The sequence below is a fragment of the Pseudarthrobacter sp. W1I19 genome (genome assembly GCF_030817835.1).
GTDB lineage: Bacteria > Actinomycetota > Actinomycetes > Actinomycetales > Micrococcaceae > Arthrobacter.
In genome coordinates, this window is sequence record NZ_JAUSZR010000001.1 from 255,443 (window position 1) to 273,244 (window position 17,802).

Below are 17,802 nucleotides of genomic sequence, written 5' to 3' on the forward strand. Positions count from 1 at the left end.
TTATGAGGACAAGCGTCAACGACGACCACGTCCGGGGCTGGCCGGCTTGGCAGGAAGGTGGAGCCAAATGGGACATGCCAACACAACCAACCAGACAGCGGCAGCACGCGACCTGCCACGGGCGGCACTGGACAAGGGCAGGGCATTGCTGCGCGTCTACTTCCACTCCCGGAAGGTGCGCGCCGCAGCCAATGCGCTGGCTCAAGCACTCGCCGAATCACGGGAGGCCTCCAGTTGGCCCGGTGACCGGCTGCCGGTGGGGGAGGAGCTGTCCGCGCAGGTGGAGAAGCTGACGCGCCGCCTGAAGCTGGAGACCGAGGCCCACAACAGGCTGGAGGCGCTTTTCAGGAGTGTGGATTTGGGGCGTTCCGCCGCGGCGGTTTAGGTGCCACACTTAGGAGCAATCGAGTGGCTGGGGGATACAGTCAGGAGATTGCAGTGGCTTGGTATACAGGATGGGCCTACCTCATCGCGGGCCTTATGACAGTGGATTCCCTGCTCCTGGCCTTGTGGGCCATTGACGAGGGCTGGCCGGGCAGCTGGTGGAAAAAGCCCTGACTCCTGAGTCTTGAAGGCCGGCTAAGGTTGCAGCTCCAGCCGCATCAATATTCGTGGGAAGCCATTCAGTACTGACTCCGTATCCGCCGCTTTCGTGAAGCCGGCGTCCTCGAAGAGTTTCCGGGTGCCCACGTAGGCCATGGTGAGATCCACCTTTTGCCCATTGTTGTCCACGGGGTAACCCTCGATGGCAGGTGCACAATAGCTCCGCGCCATCTCCACGGCGCCCCTCAACAGCTGGTGCGAGATGCCTTTGCCCCGATGCCCGGGCCGCACCCGGATGCACCACACTGACCAGACGTCCAGATCGTCCACATGCGGGATCTTCCGGTTGCCGGCAAAACTGGTGTCCGCACGGGGGTGGACCCCTGCCCACCCCACTGGCTCCCCGCCGTCGTACGCTAAAACCCCCGGCGGCGGGTCCTGTGCCACCAACTTCTTCACCAGGTCTTCACGGTCCGTGCCGCGAAGCGCCTGGTTCTGCTTGGACGGGATGCGGTAGCTCAGGCACCAGCACACGTTGGCATCCGGCCGTTTCGGCCCCACCAACGCCCGGACGTCCTCAAAATCAGTTGCCGGACGGACCTCGATTGTCATGCCGCCATCCTGTCATCTGCGGTATAGCCGGGACATTGTCCTTCCCGGGCATTGTTCTCCCTGACCCCTTGTTCTCCCTGAGCACTGTTCCTTCAGTCGAGGCTGATCCGCCCGATGCTCCAGGCCGCCACTTTTCGGAGGTCAACCCTGGTAGCCGGCATGCGCACATGGACTCCGCCGGACAGCAGCACCGGGGCAAGGAAATGTATGTACCGGTCCTGACGCTGGAGGCGGGCTGCCCCGGTTTCTTCCGGTGTCTCCAGGGCTTCTTCCCCGCGCTTCGATTCCACAGCGGCGAGGGCGTCGGCCACTGCCGGACTTCCTGCGCGGATCTGGTCGTTCTGCCGCTGCATCCAGGCGTGCTCAGAGACTACCGAGCCGGAGATGACAGTGCCGTCAACCACCACCGTGAGCTCAATGGTTGCGTCTGCACCCGTCCTGAAAAGAGGGGTCAACAGCAGTGCCAGGCGGTGGTCAATCTCGTACCAGGATTGGGCTTCGAAGTGCTGCCGGTTCGCGCTGTACCTGGCGTCCTGCTCAGCGCCCATCCGGGACACTGCTTCTTCTGCGGAGTCCTGCGCCACGGCCTGTCCTTTCGCGGTTCCATCCAGCTGAATGCCCTCCCTTACGAGCTTAGTTTCCGTTAGCGCGGCCGCGCTGGCCGGAATCCAAAATGCCCGGGCTCTATTTTTTCCACCCTGTCGGCTTCTGCCGGCCGTCACTACACTGGGACGCATGACCGAGCAGGAGCCGGCCCAGGGAAGGGCCGCTGCGGTTCCCGACGGCGGGGAAAGCCTCCGCGGGGACGCCCTCACATCGACAACGGACGGTGAACCAACGCGCCTGGCTGATCCAGACGCCGTCGACACATCCTTGCGCACCCCGGCGGAACGTTCCCGGACCTTCACCGGGATCCTGGTGAACACTGCCCTGGCCAACATCACCACCAGCTACCTGTGGTTCGCCCTGACGTTCTGGGTGTACCTGGAGACGCGCAACGTGATAGCCACCGGCGTGGTGGGCGGTGCGTACATGCTGCTGATCGCGCTGTCCAGCATCAGCTTCGGCACGTTCGTGGACCGCTACCGCAAGCTGGCCGTGATGCGCTTCGCAGCCGGTTTCACCCTGGTGATGTTTGTGCTGTCCGGAGTGATGTTCCTCCTGACAGCCGAAAGCTCGCTGCTGGACCTGAGGCAGCCCTGGTTCTGGATCTTCACCGTGGTCATCCTGATCGGCGCGGTGGTGGAGAACCTGCGCAATATCGCCCTGTCCACTACCGTCACCATCCTGATCGAGCCGGAGCGGCGGGCCAACGCCAACGGTTTGGTGGGGATGGTGCAGGGGCTGATGTTCCTCATCACTTCCGTGCTCTCCGGGCTGTCGGTGGGGCTGCTGGGCATGGGCTGGACCATTGCGGTCGCAATCGTGCTCACGGCGCTCGCCTTCGCGCACCTGCTCACCCTTCGCATGCCTGAAGAAACGAGCGTGGCGGCCACCGATGCGCACGGCGGATTCGACCTTCGCGGCTCCTACGCCGCGGTGCTGGCCATTTCAGGGCTCTTCGCCCTGATCCTGTTCTCCACGTTCAACAACTTCATTGGCGGCGTCTACATGGCGCTGATGGACCCCTACGGCCTGGAGATGTTCCCCGTGGAATTGTGGGGCATCTTCCTGGCTGTCGGCTCCAGCGGATTCCTGATCGGCGGGGCGCTGATCAGCAAGTTCGGCCTCGGAGCCAACCCGCTGCGCACCCTGCTTATTGCCGTGGTGGCCATGGGGGTCCTCGGTGCGGTGTTCACCCTGCGGGAGTGGGCATGGCTGTACGTCGTCGGGATCTGGCTGTACCTGACGCTGGTGCCCATTGTGGAGGCCGCCGAGCAGACGGTCATCCAGCAGGTGGTGCCGCTGCCACGGCAGGGCCGGGTGTTCGGCTTCGCCATGGCGTTCGAGTCTGCGGCGGCGCCCGTCACGTCCTTCCTGATTGCGCCGATCGCCCAGTTCTGGATCATTCCCTACGCACGGTCGGCCGACGGCGCGGCCCGGCTGGCCCCGCTGCTGGGCGAGGGCACCTCCCGTGGCATTGCCCTGGTCTTCCTGATCGCCGGGCTCATCATGGTGGCCGCCGCGCTGCTTGCTTTCCTGACCCCGGTGTACCGCCGGGTGTCGGCCGAATATGTGCAGGCGGCTGCAGAGGCGAAAGCGACGACGGGCAGCGACACGTAGGTGCCTGAACAGCAGGATGACTTGCCGGGGGGGAAGCGGCCGTTAAACACCTGGCCCTCCCGCAGGATGTGCGGGAGGGTCAGGTGAAAACGCGCAGGACGTGATGTGGCGTCCGGGGGAAACGCGTGTTAGGTGATGGGGCGTCCGGAAACACAGGCGTCCGGGGAACCAAGGAGGGCTAGATTCCCAGGGCTTCCTTCAGCGCTGCCACGTGGCCCTGGGCCTGCACCTGGTACTGGGCGAGCGTGACCTTGCCTTCGGGGTCCACCACCACGGTGGAGCGGACGATGCCTTCAACGATCTCGCCGTCCACCAGCTTCTCGCCCCAGGCGCCGTAGGCCAGGGCGACGCCGTGGTCCTCGTCGGAGAGCAGCGGGAAGGTCAGGGAGAAGTCGCCGGTGAAGCCGGCCAGAGCCTCCGGGGCGTCGGGGGAGATGCCGATGACCTCGTAGCCCTTGCCCTGCAGGGAGGCCAGGCTGTCGCGGAAATCGCAGGCCTCGGTGGTGCAGCCGGGGGTGGCGGCCTTGGGGTAGAAGTACACGATGACGTTCTTGCCACGGTAGTCGGCCAAGGCAGTCTGCCGGCCCTGGGCATCCTGAAGGGTGAAATCAGGGGCCTGGGTTCCGGGCTGAAGCTTGGTGGTCAGGGTCTGGCTCATGGCATTCCTTTGGAAGTCTTTGTCAGGTACTGGCAAAACATCAAGTGAAGCGGGTTCCCGCCTACTCATACAACTCCGGCGTCATATGCAGTATTCCGCCGGACCCCGCACGGTTGCGCAGGCGCCCGGCATAAACCGGTAGCCGCCGCCCCGGACGGTGGCCACAGCGTGCCGCGCATTGCCGAGTTTCCGGCGGATCCGGCCCACGTAAACATCGATGGACCGGGCCGAGGCGCCTGGGGTCTCGAACGAGTCGAGGAACTCCTGGAGTTCCTCCCTGCCCACTGTTCGGGACAGGTGCGTCACCAGGTACCGGAGCACCTTGAACTCGACGCCGGTAAGCGCCACGGGCGTGCCGTCCAGCAGGACCTGGTCGGCTGCAAGGTCCACGGCGACGCGGCTCACAGGGCCAGCCGACGGCGGCAGGTACGTGCCGCCGTCGGCCTCTGTATCGCCGGGGTTCTCCGCCGCGGAAGGAGTGCGAGAGGAGTGGTCTGCGGCTCCTTCCGCCGCGGCGGAAGCCCCGGACGTGGGGGCTCCGGCGGCAGGCCAATGGACTTCCGCCTCCGGAGCAGTTTGAAGGGCCCGGGCAAGGACCAGTTCAGCGGCGCGGGCCAGCAGTTCGGGGCTGGTGCCTTCCGCGGGAACCACCCACACGGCGAGGCCGCGGGCAGCCGCCTTCTGTGCACCGAACCCTGGGCGTGCCCCTGTCCTCGGATAGTGGGCTTCCACTGCCATGGCGCGTCCCTAGACTCCGCCGCGGCGGATCAGCTTGCCCGTGGGGGTCTGGCCTTCCACCACGGCGCCGCGCAGGAAGGTCTTGCGGACCACGCCCGAGAGTGCCTTGCCGTCGTAGGGGGTGATGGGGTTCTTGTGCTTGAGCTTGGACACGTCCACCACGAAGGCCTCGTCGGGGGCGAAGACGGCAAAGTCGGCGTCGTAGCCCAGCGCCAGCTGGCCCTTGTTGGAGAGCCGGGCGAGGGCTGCCGGCTTCTCGCCCATCCAGGAGACCACCTGCTCCAGCGGGATGCCGCGGTGCCGGGCCTCGGTCCAGATCAGGGACAGGCCCAGCTGCAGCGACGAGACGCCGCCCCACGCCACGGCGAAGTCGCCGTTTTCCAGGTCCTTCAGGTCCAGTGTGGAGGGGGAGTGGTCCGAGACGATGCAGTCGATGGTGCCGTCCAGCAGGCCCTGCCACAGCAGCTCCCGGTTGGAGGCCTCGCGGATGGGCGGGCAGCACTTGTAGGCGGTGGCGCCGTCCGGGATTTCCTCCGCCATCAGCGTGAGGTAGTGCGGGCACGTTTCCACGGTGAGCTTGACGCCGTCGCGCTTAGCAGAGGCGATCATGGGCAGCGCGTCCGACGACGAGAGGTGCAGGATGTGCGCGCGCGCACCTGTCCAGCGGGCCCGTTCGATCACCTCGGCGATGGCCTTGTTCTCGGCGCCGCGGGGGCGGGAGGCCAGGAAGGTGGAGTAGTGGTCGCCGCCGGGGTGGGGCGCACGGTCGATGGCGTGCGAGTCCTCGGCATGGACGATCATGAGGGAGTCGAAGGACTTCAGCTCGGCCATGTCCTCCTCCATCTCGTCCGCATCCAGGTGCGGGAACTCGTCCACGCCGGAGTGCAGGAGGAAGCACTTGAAACCGAACACGCCCTCGTCGTGCAGAGCGCGCAGGTCGGCCTTGTTGCCGGGAATCGCGCCGCCCCAGAACCCGACGTCGATGAACGCCTGGTCCTCGGCAACCTCGCGCTTGAGCTTCAGGTTTTCCACGGTGGTGGTGGGCGGGACGGAGTTCAGCGGCATGTCGATGATGGTGGTGACGCCGCCCGCGGCTGCTGCCCGGGTGGCCGAGGCGAAGCCCTCCCACTCGGTGCGGCCGGGCTCGTTGACATGGACGTGGGTGTCCACCAGGCCTGGAATCAGTGTCTCATCGTCCGCGAGTTCAATGACTTCGGCGCCGGCCAGGCCGTTGCCGAGCGGCTCGAGGGCCACAATCTTGCCATTGCGGACACCCACCTCGCGAGGTGCCAGGCCGGCAGTGGTGAGAATGCGCTGGCCCCGGATGACCAGGTCAAATCGTTCTTCAGACATGGAGGTCCTCCTTGGTATTCGCGGTCCGCGGCAGTTCGTTGGCTGCCAAACGCCCGCTGATCTGTGTACCCAGCTGCTCCAGAAGCTGCGCTGCCTCTGCTATGCACCTGTCTACATTGCTTTCCAGTTCGGTCAAAGCATAAATATCCTCGAACCCTGCGGCAGTGGCCTGGCCAGCCCCAAGGGTGGTCCGGCCGCACACCGCGATCACCGGAATACCCTGGGCGGCGGCTGCGCGGGCCACGCCCATGGGCGTCTTGCCCAGCAGGCTCTGCTCGTCCAGGCTGCCTTCGCCGGTGATCACCAGGTCCGCGCCGGTCAGCCTCTGATCCAGTTCCGTGAATTCGAGGACGACGTCGATGCCCGGGCGCCGGGTCGCGGCCAGCACGGCGATGGCGGCATAGCCGACGCCGCCGGCTGCTCCGGCGCCGGGAGCCTCGGCAGCCTTGACGGCGCGGAATCCGATTTCCCTGGCCAGGACTTCGACAAACCTGGCCAGGGCGGCGTCGAGCAGGCCGACGTCCTGTTGTGTGGCGCCCTTTTGCGGGCCGAAAATCGCCGCGGCGCCCTGGGCGCCCAGCAGGGGATTGTCGACGTCGGACGCCAGCACAAAGCGTGTGTCCTTCAGCCGGGGTTCAAACCCGCTGAAGTCGATCCGGTCCAATTGGGCCAAAGCGGCCCCACCGGACGGAAGTTCGTGGCCCTCATTGTCGAGGAACCGGGCGCCGAGTCCCTGCAGGAGCCCCGCGCCGCCGTCGGTGTTGGCGCTGCCGCCCACACCCAGGATGATGCGGTTGCAGCCGGCATCCAGGGCGGCGCGGATGAGCTGGCCGGTGCCCAGGCTGGTGGCGGTGCATGCCGCCGTTGGGCGCGGCCGTCCCCCAACCAATGCTCCGGCGGGGAGCAGGGCCAGGCCCGAGGCAGCCGCCATTTCGATGACTGCCTCGTTGCCCCGGACGGCGAAGTCGGCGGTGACCGGTTCGCCTGTTGGCCCGGCCACTACCGCGCTGCGGCGGGTGAAGCCGGAGCCAACGGCGGCATCCAAGGTGCCCTCGCCGCCGTCGGCTACCGGGATGCGGAGGACTTCAAGGTTCCCGCCCGCCCCGCGCTGCAGGCCCTTTTCCAGGTGGCTGCACACGTCCGGGGCGGACAGGGAGCCCTTGAATTTGTCCGGGGCAATGACGATCCGCATGGCTGTCTCTCTTGTTTAGGCGTGCAGGTTCTGGGCGTTCAGGTTCTCGCCGTGCAGGTCTGGAAGTGCAGGTTTAGGCCTGCAGGGCCAGGATGGCGGTGGGGGCGTCGGCGGCGGTCTCGGCCAGCTCCTCGAACTCGTTAACGGCGTTGATTTCCACACCCATGGAGATGTTGGTGATCTTCTCCAGGATCACTTCCACCACCACGGGAACCTGGAATTCGCCCATCAGTGCCTTGGCCTTGTCGAAGGCTGCGGCGAGGTCGTTGGGGTCCTCCACGCGGACAGCCTTGCAGCCCAGGCCCTCGGCCACCTTCAGGTGGTCCACACCATAGCCATTGGTTTCGGGGGAGTTGATGTTGTCGAACGCCAGGGACACGTTCTGCTCCATGTTGAAGCCGCGCTGGGACTGGCGGATCAGGCCCAGGTAGGAGTTGTTCACCACCACATGGATGTACGGGAGGTTGAACTGCGCACCCACGGCCAGTTCCTCAATCATGAACTGGAAATCGTAGTCACCGGAGAGGGCCACCACGGTTTCGTCCGGCTTGCCGCGGACCACGCCGAGGGCTGCCGGGGCGGTCCAGCCCAGGGGGCCGGCCTGGCCGGCGTTGATCCACTTGCGCGGGCCGAACACGTGCAGCATCTGCGCGCCGGCGATCTGGGACAGGCCGATGGTGGACACGTAGATGGTGTCGCGGCCGAAGGACTTGTTCATCTCCTCGTACACGCGCTGCGGCTTGATGGGGATGTTCTCGAAGTGCGTCTTGCGGTGCAGGGACGCCTTGCGCTCCTGGCACTCAGCAACCCAGGAGCTGTAGTCCGGCAGGGACCCGGCCGCCTTGCGCTCCTTGGCGAGCTCAACCAGCCCGGCCAGCGCCGCACCGGCGTCGGACGCGATGCCCAGGTCCGGCGAGAACACGCGGCCGATCTGCGTGGGCTCGATGTCGATGTGCACGAACTTGCGGCCGGCCGTGTAGGTCTCCAGGCCGCCGGTGTGGCGGTTGGCCCAGCGGTTGCCGATGCCGATCACGAAGTCGCTCTGCAGGTAGTTCTCGTTGCCGTAGCGGTGCGAGGTCTGCAGGCCCACCATGCCGGCCATCAGCCGGTGGTCGTCCGGAATGGTCCCCCAGCCCATCAGGGTGGGGATGACCGGGATGTTCAGGGTCTCGGCCAGCTCAACGAGCTGCGCGGAGGCGCCGGCGTTGATGATGCCGCCGCCTGCAACGATCAGCGGGTGCTTGGCCGCCGTCAGCATGTCCAGGGCCTTTTCCAGCTGCTTGCGGGAGGCCTTGGGCTTCTCCACGGGCAGGGGCTCGTATGTATCGATGTCGAATTCGATCTCGGCCAGCTGCACGTCGATGGGCAGGTCCAGGAGCACCGGGCCCGGGCGGCCGGAGCGCATCAGCTGGAAGGCCTTCTGGAAGGCGCCGGGAACCTGGCCCGGCTCCAGGATGGTCATGGCCATCTTGGTGACGGGCTTGGCGATGGACTCGATGTCCACGGCCTGGAAGTCTTCCTTGTGCAGCTTGGCCACCGGGGCCTGGCCGGTGATGCAGAGCATGGGGATGGAGTCCGCCCAGGCGGCGTAGAGGCCGGTGATCATGTCCGTGCCGGCGGGACCGGACGTGCCGATGCAGATGCCGATGTTGCCGTCCTTGGCGCGGCTGAAGCCGTCGGCCATGTGGCTGGCGCCTTCAACGTGGCGGGCCAGGGTGTGGCGGATGCCGCCGTGGGCGCGCATTGCGGAATAGAAGGGGTTGATTGCGGCGCCTGGCAGGCCGAACGCCTCGATGGCGCCTTCCTTTTCCAGGATGGCAACCGCTGCATCAACGGTACGCATCTTGCTCATGGTGTGCTCCTTGAAAGCTTGTGGTTGGGCCCGGCGGTTGAGCCCGTCGAAACCTGTTTTTGGGTGTGCTGAAGGGAGGCCCGCTGGTGAGGGCCTCAAAAGTTCGCTGGTTAGATCGCTTCGGTGGTTGAGCCTGTCGAAACCTGGATTTCGACAGGCTCAATCACCGGTTACTTGCGGCCGCTGAGCTGGAGGACCTGCTTGAAGAGTCCGGAGTGGTCCAGTGCGCCGTCGCCCTGGTTGACGGTGGCGGCGACGAGCTGTGCGACGACGGCGCCGAGGGGGACGGCGACGTTGGCTTCGCGGGCGGCGGAGGTGACGATGCCCAGGTCCTTGTGGTGCAGGGCGAGGCGGAAGCCGGGGTCGAAGTTGCGGTCCAGCATTTTCTGGCCCTTCTGGTCCAGGACCTTGGAGCCGGCCAGGCCGCCGCCGAGGACCTTGAGGGCGGCGTCGGTGTCCACGCCGTAGGCCTCGAGGAAGGCGATGGCTTCGCCGAGGACTTCGATGTTGACTGCGACGATGAGCTGGTTGGCTGCCTTGACGGTCTGGCCGGAGCCGGAGGGGCCCACGTGGACGATGGTTTTGCCGACGGCGTTCAGGACGTCCGATGCTGCGTCGAAGTCTTCCTTGTCGCCGCCGACCATGATGGAGAGGGCGGCGTCGATGGCGCCCTGTTCGCCGCCGGAGACGGGGGCGTCGAGCGGGCGGATGCCGGCTTCGCGGGCGTCGTCGGAGAGTCCCTTGGCGACGTCGGGGCGGATGCTGGATGCGTCGATCCACAGGGTGCCCTGCTTGGCGTTGGCGAAGACGCCGTCCTTGCCGCTGACAACGCCCTCGACGTCCGGGGAGTCCGGCACCATGGTGATGACGACGTCGGCGTCCTTGACGGCGTCAGCGATGCTGGTGGCGCCCTTGCCGCCTTCGGAGACAAGCTTGTCGATCTTGTCCTGGCTGCGGTTGAAGCCGGTGACGGTGTGGCCGGCCTTGACCAGGTTGATGGCCATGGGCAGGCCCATGATTCCGAGTCCGATAACTGCAACGTTGCTCATTGTGTTTCCTTTACTGAAAGTCTGTGGAGTGGGGAGCGAAACCTTGAAACCTGGATTTCGACAGGCTCAATCACCGGTGGTTGAGCTTGTCGAAACCGGGCTACTGGGCGACCCGCTGGCGGATGGCCCAGCTGAATGCCGTTTCCTGCGGTTCCTTGTACTCGAGTCCGATGTAGCCCTCGTAGCCGAGTTCGCGGCTGCGGGCGATCCATTCGCCGAGCGGGAGGGTGCCGGTTCCGGGTGCTCCGCGGCCGGGGTTGTCGGCAATCTGGATGTGGCCGAAGTCCTTGGCGTGGTTTTCGATGACGGATTCGACGTCGTCACCGTTCACGGACAGGTGGTAGAAGTCCGCGAGGAGCTTGACGTTCCCGACGCCGGCCTCCGCCTTCACACGGGCGATGACCTTGAGTGCGTCGTCAGCGGTGAGGAGCGGGTACTTAGGTGCGCCGCTGACAGGTTCGAGGAGGACAATGCCGCCGATCCGGGCGACGCCTTCTGCCGCCGCTGCGAGGTTCTTGACCGCGACTTCGTCCTGCTCTTCGGGCGTGGAGCCGTCCTGGCGGTTGCCGTAGAGAGCGTTGAAGGCCTTACAGCCGAGGCGCTCGCCGATGCCGGCGACTACATCGATGTTGTCCTTGAATTCGGACTCGCGCCCCTTCCAGGACACCAGGCCCCGGTCGCCTCCGGGCATGTTGCCGGCGTTGAAGTTCAGGCCCGTGAGCTGCACGCCCGCGTCCTTGATGGCGTTCTCAAATTCGGTCACCTGAGCGTCAGTAGGAACGGAGCTTTCGAAGGGCCACCAGAATTCGACAGCGTCAAAGCCGGCTGCCTTGGCTGCGGCGGGGCGCTCGAGCAGGGGCAGCTCCGTGAGGAGGATGGAGCAGTTCACTGTGTACGTCATCGTAGGTCCTTCCAAGGAGGGCTTTGATCTATCTTCCCCTGCGTCCCCGGTTCAGTACCGTTTCCGCTTTGTGGAATTTAGATTCTGCTTTATGAAAAGTGTAGGGAAGGAGGGGTGGGGTAGTCAAGGGGGCGTATGCCAGCGGGTCCGGGCTGGGTTCTCCCATTGACTTCAGGGGCGGTAGGGCTACGGTTAGAGATACGCTCCACGTTCGGCAAACGCGTGTGCGCCGGGGGACAAGGCGTGCACTGCAACAGGTCTCGCTTACACTTCACCGCTCGTCGGTATCCGAACCCGCCGCCTGGTTCGCTGCCAGGCATCCTCACCACGATCAACAGGTGTGTCCACATGACCGCAAATTTCATCCGAGCATTGGCCGTCAAGTCATTCAATGATCCAGACAGGAAGCGTTGCCCGGACAAGGCGGAATTCGACCTGGTCACTGTTGACGACTACTCAATGGCGCGGCTGATCCTCGCGCCCGGCTGGCGGTGGTCGGTGTCCGCCAAGCCTGCTGAGCTGACCGACTTCTGCGAGCACCATCACTTGGGCTACTGCCTCTCCGGGCAGCTTGAGGTTGAAACGCACGACGGCGGGAGGTCAACCATCCACGCCAACGACACCTATGCGCTTCCTCCCGGCCATGACGAGTGGGTAGTGGGGGAAGAGCCGTTCGTCGCTGTCGAGTTCCTCGGTGCCGCGTCCCTCGGCAGGCCCCGCAGCTTTGGGATGCACGCGCTGATCTGAGTCAGGCGGGCAGCGGTTAGTCTTGGGCCGAGGTGCGTGCGCCCGGCAACTGGGGGGCTTCCGGTGCTCTCAGCAGCGCCAGCGACGCCGATACCGAGTGGTCCGGCTTCTCTGGCGGCCGGGTGTAGGCCCGAAGCACCAGGAGCGATTTCGCTGCCAGTTCCACGGTTCCGCCGGCATGCAGGAGGCCGGTGTCCGCGTGCTCCCCGGCAGTATCAATGAGCTGTTCCCAGCTGGCAGAGTATTCGACGGTGGGCAGGGTGAACACCGCGGGTTCGTCCCCGGAATTGCAGTACAGCAGGAAGTTGTGGTCGTTGATGACCCGGCCCCGGTGGTCCTTCCCGATGGCCTCACCGTTGTAGAAAACACCCAGCGCCCGGGCCAGGGGATTGTCCCAGTCCTCCGGCACCATGGCCGAGGCGTCCTTGTCCAGCCACACAATGTCTGGCAGTGGCTGGCCGATGCCGCGCCGGACGGGCCTGCCTTCGAAAAACCTGTTGCGGCGGAAGGTGGGGTGCTCGCGGCGCAACCCGCTGACGGCCGCGAGGAACTCGGCGAGGGGCTGGTCCGCTGCCTCCCAGTTGATCCATGAGAGCGGGGAGTCCTGGCAGTAGGCGTTGTTGTTTCCCTGCTGGGTGCGCCCCATTTCGTCGCCGTGCAGGACCATGGGGACGCCCTGCGAAAGGAGGAGCGTGGCGAGCAGGTTGCGTTGCTGGCGTGCCCGCAGCGCAAGGACACCGCGATCAGTGGTGGGACCCTCCACTCCGCAGTTCCACGAGCGGTTGTGGGATTCGCCGTCGTTGTTGTTTTCGCCGTTCGCCTCGTTGTGCTTGGCGTTGTAGGAAACCAGGTCCCGCAGCGTGAAGCCGTCGTGGGCGGTGACGAAATTGATGGATGCAACAGGCCGGCGCCCGGAACTCTCGTAAAGGTCCGCCGAGCCAGCCAGCCGGGACGCAAACTCGCCCAGCGTGGCCGGCGCGCCGCGCCAGAAGTCGCGGACGGCGTCGCGGTATTTCCCGTTCCATTCCGTCCAGAGCGGCGGAAAGTTCCCTACCTGGTAGCCGCCCGGGCCGACGTCCCAGGGTTCAGCAATAAGCTTCACCTGGGACACCACGGGATCCTGCTGGACGAGGTCGAAGAAGCTGGACAGCCGGTCCACCTCGTAGAACTCCCGGGCCAGGGCGGATGCGAGGTCGAACCGGAACCCGTCCACGTGCATCTCCAGCACCCAGTACCGGAGTGAGTCCATCATCAACTGCAGGGCATGCGGGTGGCGGACGTTGATGGTGTTGCCGGTGCCCGTGTAGTCCAGGTAGTGCTGCCTGTCCTGGTCCACCAGCCGGTAGTACGCCTGGTTGTCGATGCCCTTGAAGGACAACGTGGGCCCCAGATGGTTCCCCTCGGCCGTGTGGTTATAGACGACGTCGAGGATCACCTCGATTCCCGCCGCGTGCAGCGAGCGGACCATCGCCTTGAATTCCTGCACCTGCTGCCCCGGCTTGGTGCTGGAACTGTAGGCCTCGTGCGGGGCGAAAAAGCCGATAGTGTTGTAACCCCAGTAGTTGCTCAGCCCCTTGTCCTGCAAAGTGCTGTCCTGGACAAACTGGTGCACCGGCATCAGCTCAATCGCCGTTACGCCAAGTTTCTGCAGGTGTTCGATGACTGCGGGGTGGGCGATGCCCGCGTACGTTCCCTGTTCCCGCGCAGGCACCTCCGGGTGGGTCATGGTCAGGCCCTTCACGTGCGCCTCGTAAATCAGGCTGTCGCTGTAGGGGATCCGCGGCGGCCGGTCGTGCTGCCAGTCAAAGAACGGGCTGATCACCACGGACCTCATGGTGTTCGGAGCCGAATCTTCGGTGTTGAAGGACGCGGGATCGCCGAAGGTGTAGGAGAACATCGGCTGGCCCCAGGTGATGTCCCCGCTGGTTGCCTTTGCATACGGATCCAGCAGCAGCTTGTTTGGATTGAAGCGGAGGCCGCGGGCGGGTTCGTAGGCGCCCTCCATCCTGTATCCGTACAGTTGGCCGGGCAAGACGTGCGGCAAATAACAGTGCCACACGAAAGCGTCAACGGCTTCGAGGCGGATCCGCTGCTCGCAGCCGTCCTCGTCGAACAAGCACAGGTACACCGCGCTCGCCGCTTCGCTGAACACGGCAAAGTTCGTGCCGCTGCCGTCGTACGTGGCACCCAGCGGATAGGGGCTCCCCGCCCAGACTTCCATGTCCGCCTCCATCCCGAAGAAAACACCATCGAACCACACTGGTGCCCATTCTTACTGGAGGGTATGACACGAGGGGATGAGAGAGGCGGGACGGCGGCGCAAGGCCGCCGTCGGCGTCGTACGTCACCTTTATGGGTCGCCTTTTCAGCCCCTGGTGATGGGGATCCTGCGGCGTTCTGAGGTGTCCTGGTCCGGCAGCGGTACGCGGACCTCGAGGACACCGTCCCGGTAGGTGGCCTTCACGTCGTTTTGGTCGCTGGGCCCGGGGAGGGTGATGGAGCGGGAGAAGGTGCCATAGCGGAATTCGGAACGGTACCCGTCTTTGCCCTTGTGCTCCGACTTCTCTTCGTGCCGGACCGTGATCCGCAGCTGGTCGCCAGTCAGCGTGATGTCAACGTCCTTCTCGGGATCGATGCCGGGGACTTCGGCCTTGACCACCAGCGTTCCCTCATCCCGGTACTCCTCGGTCCGGAGCCAGGTGTCCAGGTCACCCTCGAAGAAGCGCCGGAGGGGTTCGGTGATGTCTGAGCCAGTCCGCCGAAGAATGTTGTTGTTCATCCCAAGTACTCCTTTCGATGAATTGATTGCGCTTGGGTTTGGGTGGTCTTGCATGCCTGGACTTCGCTTTATTAAGTACCCAAACGGCGGGTTTGGATCACATGCTTAAGGACTATTTTCTGCCGGATCCGGTGTCCTTGCTACGCCCTCAAGCCCCCGTTCGCGGACTTAATACTTCCGCATTACGGATTTATCTTTCCGGAAACATCTTCTTCCTAGCGTTGCCCATGACCCTGCGGCATCACCTTGCCGTCCCTCAACGAACAGGCACTGGCATGAACCTCACCGCCCCCGCAGCATCTTCCCCGCAACCGGACATTGGGCCGGGCAGGAAACCGCTCTACAAATCCCTCTTTTTCCAGATCCTGGTGGCGGTACTCGCAGGCATCCTGATCGGCCAATTCTGGCCCAACATCGGCGCTGCGCTCCGGCCGCTCGGGGACGGGTTCATCCAGCTCATCAAGATGATCATCGCGCCCCTGATCTTCCTGGTGATCGTCACCGGCATCGCGGCGGTCAGTGACGTCAAGGCCGTGGGCAGAGTAGGGGTCAAAGCGCTCGCATATTTCACAGCCGCCACGCTCTTCGCCCTGGTGTTCGGGCTGGTAGTGGGGAACCTGGTCCAACCGGGTGCGGGGCTGGACATCGATCCGGCGTCCCTCTCCCAGGATGCGCTCAACGCCAAAACGGCCACCGCGCCGCCGAAGGATGCGGGCGCTTTCCTCCTGGGGATCATTCCCACCAGTGTGGTGGGCGCCTTTGCCAACAACAGCCTCCTGCAGGTGCTGTGCTTTGCGGTGTTCTTCGGCGCGGCGATCGTGGTGGTGGGGCACGACCGCTGCCTCCCGGTGATCACGCTGATGGAAACGGTGCTGGAGCTGTTCTTCAAGATCATGTCCTGGGTGATGCGGGTGGCGCCGGTGGGTGCTTTCGGGGCCATGGCCTTCATCATCGGCCAGTACGGCCTGGAATCGCTGGGCACCTATGCCCTGCTGATCGCTGCCTGCTACGGTGCCGCCCTGGTGTTCATAGCACTGCTGTTTGTGGTGGCGTGGGTGTATCCCCGAGTGCCGCTCTGGCAGTTCATGAAGTACACCCGCGAGGAATTCCTCCTGGCACTCGGCACTGCCTCCACGGAGTCCGTGCTCCCGCGCATTATGACCAAGCTGACCAATGCGGGCTGTTCCCGCGCCACGACCGGCCTGGTGGTTCCCACCGGATATTCCTTCAACTTGGACGGCGCCGCCCTGTACCTTTCCATTTCGCTGCTGTTCCTGGCGCAGGCTTTTGGCTATAACCTGGACCTGGGCCAGCAGCTCGCGGCCCTGGGTGTCCTGATGCTGACGTCCAAGGGCATGGCCGGCGTGCCGGGTTCGGCGTTCCTGGCGCTCTCGGCCACCGCGGGTGCCCTGGGGATCTTCCCGGTGGCCGGCGTCGCACTCCTCCTGGGTGCGGACCGGCTGATGGACTCCATGCGTGTGGTGGTGAACCTGCTGGGCAACTGCGTGGCCACGTTCGTGGTGGCCAAGTGGGAGGGCCAGTTCGACCGCGCCGCCATGGTCCGTGCCTTTGCGGGTGAGGGCGCGCCTGAGGGTGACAGCACGACGGCGGACGCGGCCGGCGAGGGGACCGGCACCCAAGTGCCGACCGGCATTGCCTCGGGGCCCGTCGTCGAACCTTCAGCAGCGGTTGGTCAAATGAGTGCAGCGCCCACGAGGGTGGTGCGGTAGATTCCGCGTTTTGTCCTTCCCGTGCCGGACACTGTCCCCATGACCTTTGCGAATGTGGGAACCGTCGGAACCAAGCCCGGTCATCGGGACGCCGTGGTGTCCATCCTCCTACGGCCCATGCGGGGGCTGAAAGAGGCCGGATGCCTGCTGTACGAAGTGGGCGTGAATGACGAAGTGCCCGACACGGTGTTTGTGTGCGAACTGTGGGAATCGCCGGAGGCGCACCGCACGTCATTGCAGCTGGACAGTGCCCGGGCAGCCATTGCCGAGGCGATGCCACTGCTGTCGGGCAACATGGGTGGCAGCCGGTTTACTGTGGTGGGGTCCCCGCTCCGCTGACCTGCGCTTCTGCCACCCCGATCGGCTTTGCCTACCCCTGTGCCTGCTGCCTTCCAACGGCTAGGCTGACCGGCATCGGCTGGACCTATCGGCTGGATTTATCGGCTGGACGATATCGACTGCACACCATCGACTGCATGCACCGAATGCAGACCGACGAACGGGGTAAGGGAGACACATGAAACCGCTGCCTGCACTTGAGCTTGTTGCCCGCCTGGAAGATGCCGACTGGCTGGATCCCCTGGCCAAGAAGGTCCGGAAGTTCGTCAAACGAACGATCCGGCCGCAGTGGGCCCGGGACATCCTGCACGGAGTGCCTATCGGGCATCCGGTTCATCCGCTGGCAGTCCAGGTTCCGCTGGGGGCATGGATTTCTGCTGCGGTGCTTGATGCGCTCCCGGGGAACGACAAGGCTGCAACGCTACTGATCGGTGTGGGCAGTGCCTCTGCCGTGCCCTCCGCGGTGGCGGGTTTCATGGATTGGTCGCAGCTGCACAGCCAGCAGCAGCGGGTGGGGCTGGTTCACGCAACAGCCAACATCACAGCCGTCAGCCTGTACACCGCCTCACTGGTTGCGCGTGCCCAGGGGCGGAACGGCGCCGGCAAAGCGCTCGCCTATCTGGGCCTGGGGGCAGTCAGCTTCGGCGGTTTCCTGGGTGGCCACCTCAGCTACCGGCAGGCCGCCGGCGTGAACCACACCGAGGACGTTCCCCACCGCTTCCCGAGCGGATGGCAACCACTGGCACCACTGGAGGACCTGCCGGAGGGCAAGCTTCACCAGCGCGTAGTGGCCGGACTTCCGCTGTTGGTGTTCCGGGAGGGAGAAACAGTCAACGTGTTGTCCGACGTCTGCAGCCACCTCTCCGGACCGCTGCACGAGGGCAAGCTCAAGGGCGGCAACGTGACAGGTGGATCAGTTGGCGGTGGCGGCGAACCCTGTGTTGTTTGTCCCTGGCATGGCAGCACGTTCTCGCTTCGGTCCGGCGAAGTGCAGGCCGGCCCGGCCACGTCCAGGCAGCCGCGGTTCGAAACCCGCGTCACGGGTGGGCTCGTGGAAGTGAACCTTCCCGGCGCTGACTGACCGTT

17 protein-coding genes are annotated in these 17,802 nt (G+C 65.1%); 6 read left to right on the top strand and 11 right to left on the bottom strand.

Going from position 1 to position 17,802, the window contains the following annotated elements:
- Positions 1–67: 67 nt before the first annotated feature.
- Complete coding sequence (locus QF038_RS01145) at positions 68–385, top strand: hypothetical protein (protein WP_307607921.1); 318 nt, start codon at positions 68–70, stop codon at positions 383–385.
- 194 nt (positions 386–579) lie between these two features.
- Here the strand turns inward: QF038_RS01145 and QF038_RS01150 are convergent, their stop codons facing one another.
- Together QF038_RS01150 and QF038_RS01155 are read right to left on the bottom strand one after the other, a co-directional pair.
- The gene (locus QF038_RS01150) at positions 580–1,155 is read right to left on the bottom strand and encodes a GNAT family N-acetyltransferase (RefSeq protein WP_307607924.1); all 576 of its coding nucleotides are present in this window, start codon (positions 1,153–1,155) and stop codon (positions 580–582) included.
- Between the two features lie 92 nt (positions 1,156–1,247).
- Complete coding sequence (locus QF038_RS01155) at positions 1,248–1,739, bottom strand: hypothetical protein (protein WP_307607926.1); 492 nt, start codon at positions 1,737–1,739, stop codon at positions 1,248–1,250.
- A gap of 151 nt (positions 1,740–1,890) precedes the next feature.
- Here QF038_RS01155 and QF038_RS01160 point away from each other — a divergent pair, with 151 nt between their 5' ends.
- A complete protein-coding gene (locus QF038_RS01160) occupies positions 1,891–3,378 on the top strand; it encodes an MFS transporter (RefSeq protein WP_307607928.1) in 1,488 nt (495 codons plus the stop codon).
- A 178-nt stretch (positions 3,379–3,556) separates the two neighbouring features.
- On the opposite strand, the gene bcp is transcribed toward QF038_RS01160, so the two are convergent.
- The 7 genes from bcp to QF038_RS01195 all read right to left on the bottom strand — a co-directional run bounded on the left by bcp (position 3,557) and on the right by QF038_RS01195 (position 11,121).
- Positions 3,557–4,036, bottom strand: coding sequence for a thioredoxin-dependent thiol peroxidase (gene bcp, locus QF038_RS01165; protein ID WP_307607930.1), 480 nt, complete (start codon positions 4,034–4,036; stop codon positions 3,557–3,559).
- 81 nt (positions 4,037–4,117) lie between these two features.
- On the bottom strand, positions 4,118–4,774 hold the full coding sequence (locus tag QF038_RS01170; protein ID WP_307607932.1) for a winged helix-turn-helix domain-containing protein: 657 nt from the start codon (positions 4,772–4,774) through the stop codon (positions 4,118–4,120).
- Positions 4,775–4,783: 9 nt separating this feature from the next.
- Positions 4,784–6,127 (bottom strand): allantoinase AllB, encoded by a 1,344-nt coding sequence (allB, locus tag QF038_RS01175; protein ID WP_307607934.1) that lies wholly within the window; start codon positions 6,125–6,127, stop codon positions 4,784–4,786.
- Positions 6,120–7,319, bottom strand: coding sequence for a glycerate kinase (locus tag QF038_RS01180; protein WP_307607936.1), 1,200 nt, complete (start codon positions 7,317–7,319; stop codon positions 6,120–6,122). The genes allB and QF038_RS01180 overlap by 8 nt, the downstream gene beginning before the upstream one ends.
- Before the next feature lie 73 nt (positions 7,320–7,392).
- The gene (gcl, locus tag QF038_RS01185; RefSeq protein WP_307607938.1) at positions 7,393–9,171 is read right to left on the bottom strand and encodes a glyoxylate carboligase; all 1,779 of its coding nucleotides are present in this window, start codon (positions 9,169–9,171) and stop codon (positions 7,393–7,395) included.
- A 170-nt stretch (positions 9,172–9,341) separates the two neighbouring features.
- Complete coding sequence (locus QF038_RS01190; RefSeq protein ID WP_307607940.1) at positions 9,342–10,220, bottom strand: 2-hydroxy-3-oxopropionate reductase; 879 nt, start codon at positions 10,218–10,220, stop codon at positions 9,342–9,344.
- Between the two features lie 100 nt (positions 10,221–10,320).
- Positions 10,321–11,121, bottom strand: a complete 801-nt coding sequence (locus QF038_RS01195; RefSeq protein WP_307607942.1) for a hydroxypyruvate isomerase family protein — start codon at positions 11,119–11,121, stop codon at positions 10,321–10,323.
- Positions 11,122–11,469: 348 nt separating this feature from the next.
- Between QF038_RS01195 and QF038_RS01200 the strand changes: the two genes are divergently transcribed.
- Complete coding sequence (locus tag QF038_RS01200) at positions 11,470–11,868, top strand: cupin domain-containing protein (RefSeq protein ID WP_307607944.1); 399 nt, start codon at positions 11,470–11,472, stop codon at positions 11,866–11,868.
- A gap of 16 nt (positions 11,869–11,884) precedes the next feature.
- On the opposite strand, the gene glgX is transcribed toward QF038_RS01200, so the two are convergent.
- Together glgX and QF038_RS01210 are read right to left on the bottom strand one after the other, a co-directional pair.
- Complete coding sequence (glgX, locus tag QF038_RS01205; RefSeq protein WP_307607946.1) at positions 11,885–14,089, bottom strand: glycogen debranching protein GlgX; 2,205 nt, start codon at positions 14,087–14,089, stop codon at positions 11,885–11,887.
- 144 nt (positions 14,090–14,233) lie between these two features.
- Positions 14,234–14,647 carry an Hsp20/alpha crystallin family protein gene (locus QF038_RS01210; protein WP_307607948.1) on the bottom strand — a complete coding sequence of 138 codons (414 nt, stop codon included), beginning with the start codon at positions 14,645–14,647 and terminating at the stop codon, positions 14,234–14,236.
- 275 nt (positions 14,648–14,922) lie between these two features.
- Between QF038_RS01210 and QF038_RS01215 the strand changes: the two genes are divergently transcribed.
- The 3 genes from QF038_RS01215 to QF038_RS01225 all read left to right on the top strand — a co-directional run bounded on the left by QF038_RS01215 (position 14,923) and on the right by QF038_RS01225 (position 17,797).
- Positions 14,923–16,377, top strand: coding sequence for a cation:dicarboxylate symporter family transporter (locus tag QF038_RS01215; RefSeq protein ID WP_307607950.1), 1,455 nt, complete (start codon positions 14,923–14,925; stop codon positions 16,375–16,377).
- Between the two features lie 39 nt (positions 16,378–16,416).
- Entirely contained in the window at positions 16,417–16,716 is a 300-nt protein-coding gene (locus QF038_RS01220; protein WP_307607952.1) for a putative quinol monooxygenase, read from the top strand.
- A gap of 178 nt (positions 16,717–16,894) precedes the next feature.
- On the top strand, positions 16,895–17,797 hold the full coding sequence (locus QF038_RS01225; protein ID WP_307607953.1) for a Rieske 2Fe-2S domain-containing protein: 903 nt from the start codon (positions 16,895–16,897) through the stop codon (positions 17,795–17,797).
- Positions 17,798–17,802 lie beyond the last annotated feature (5 nt).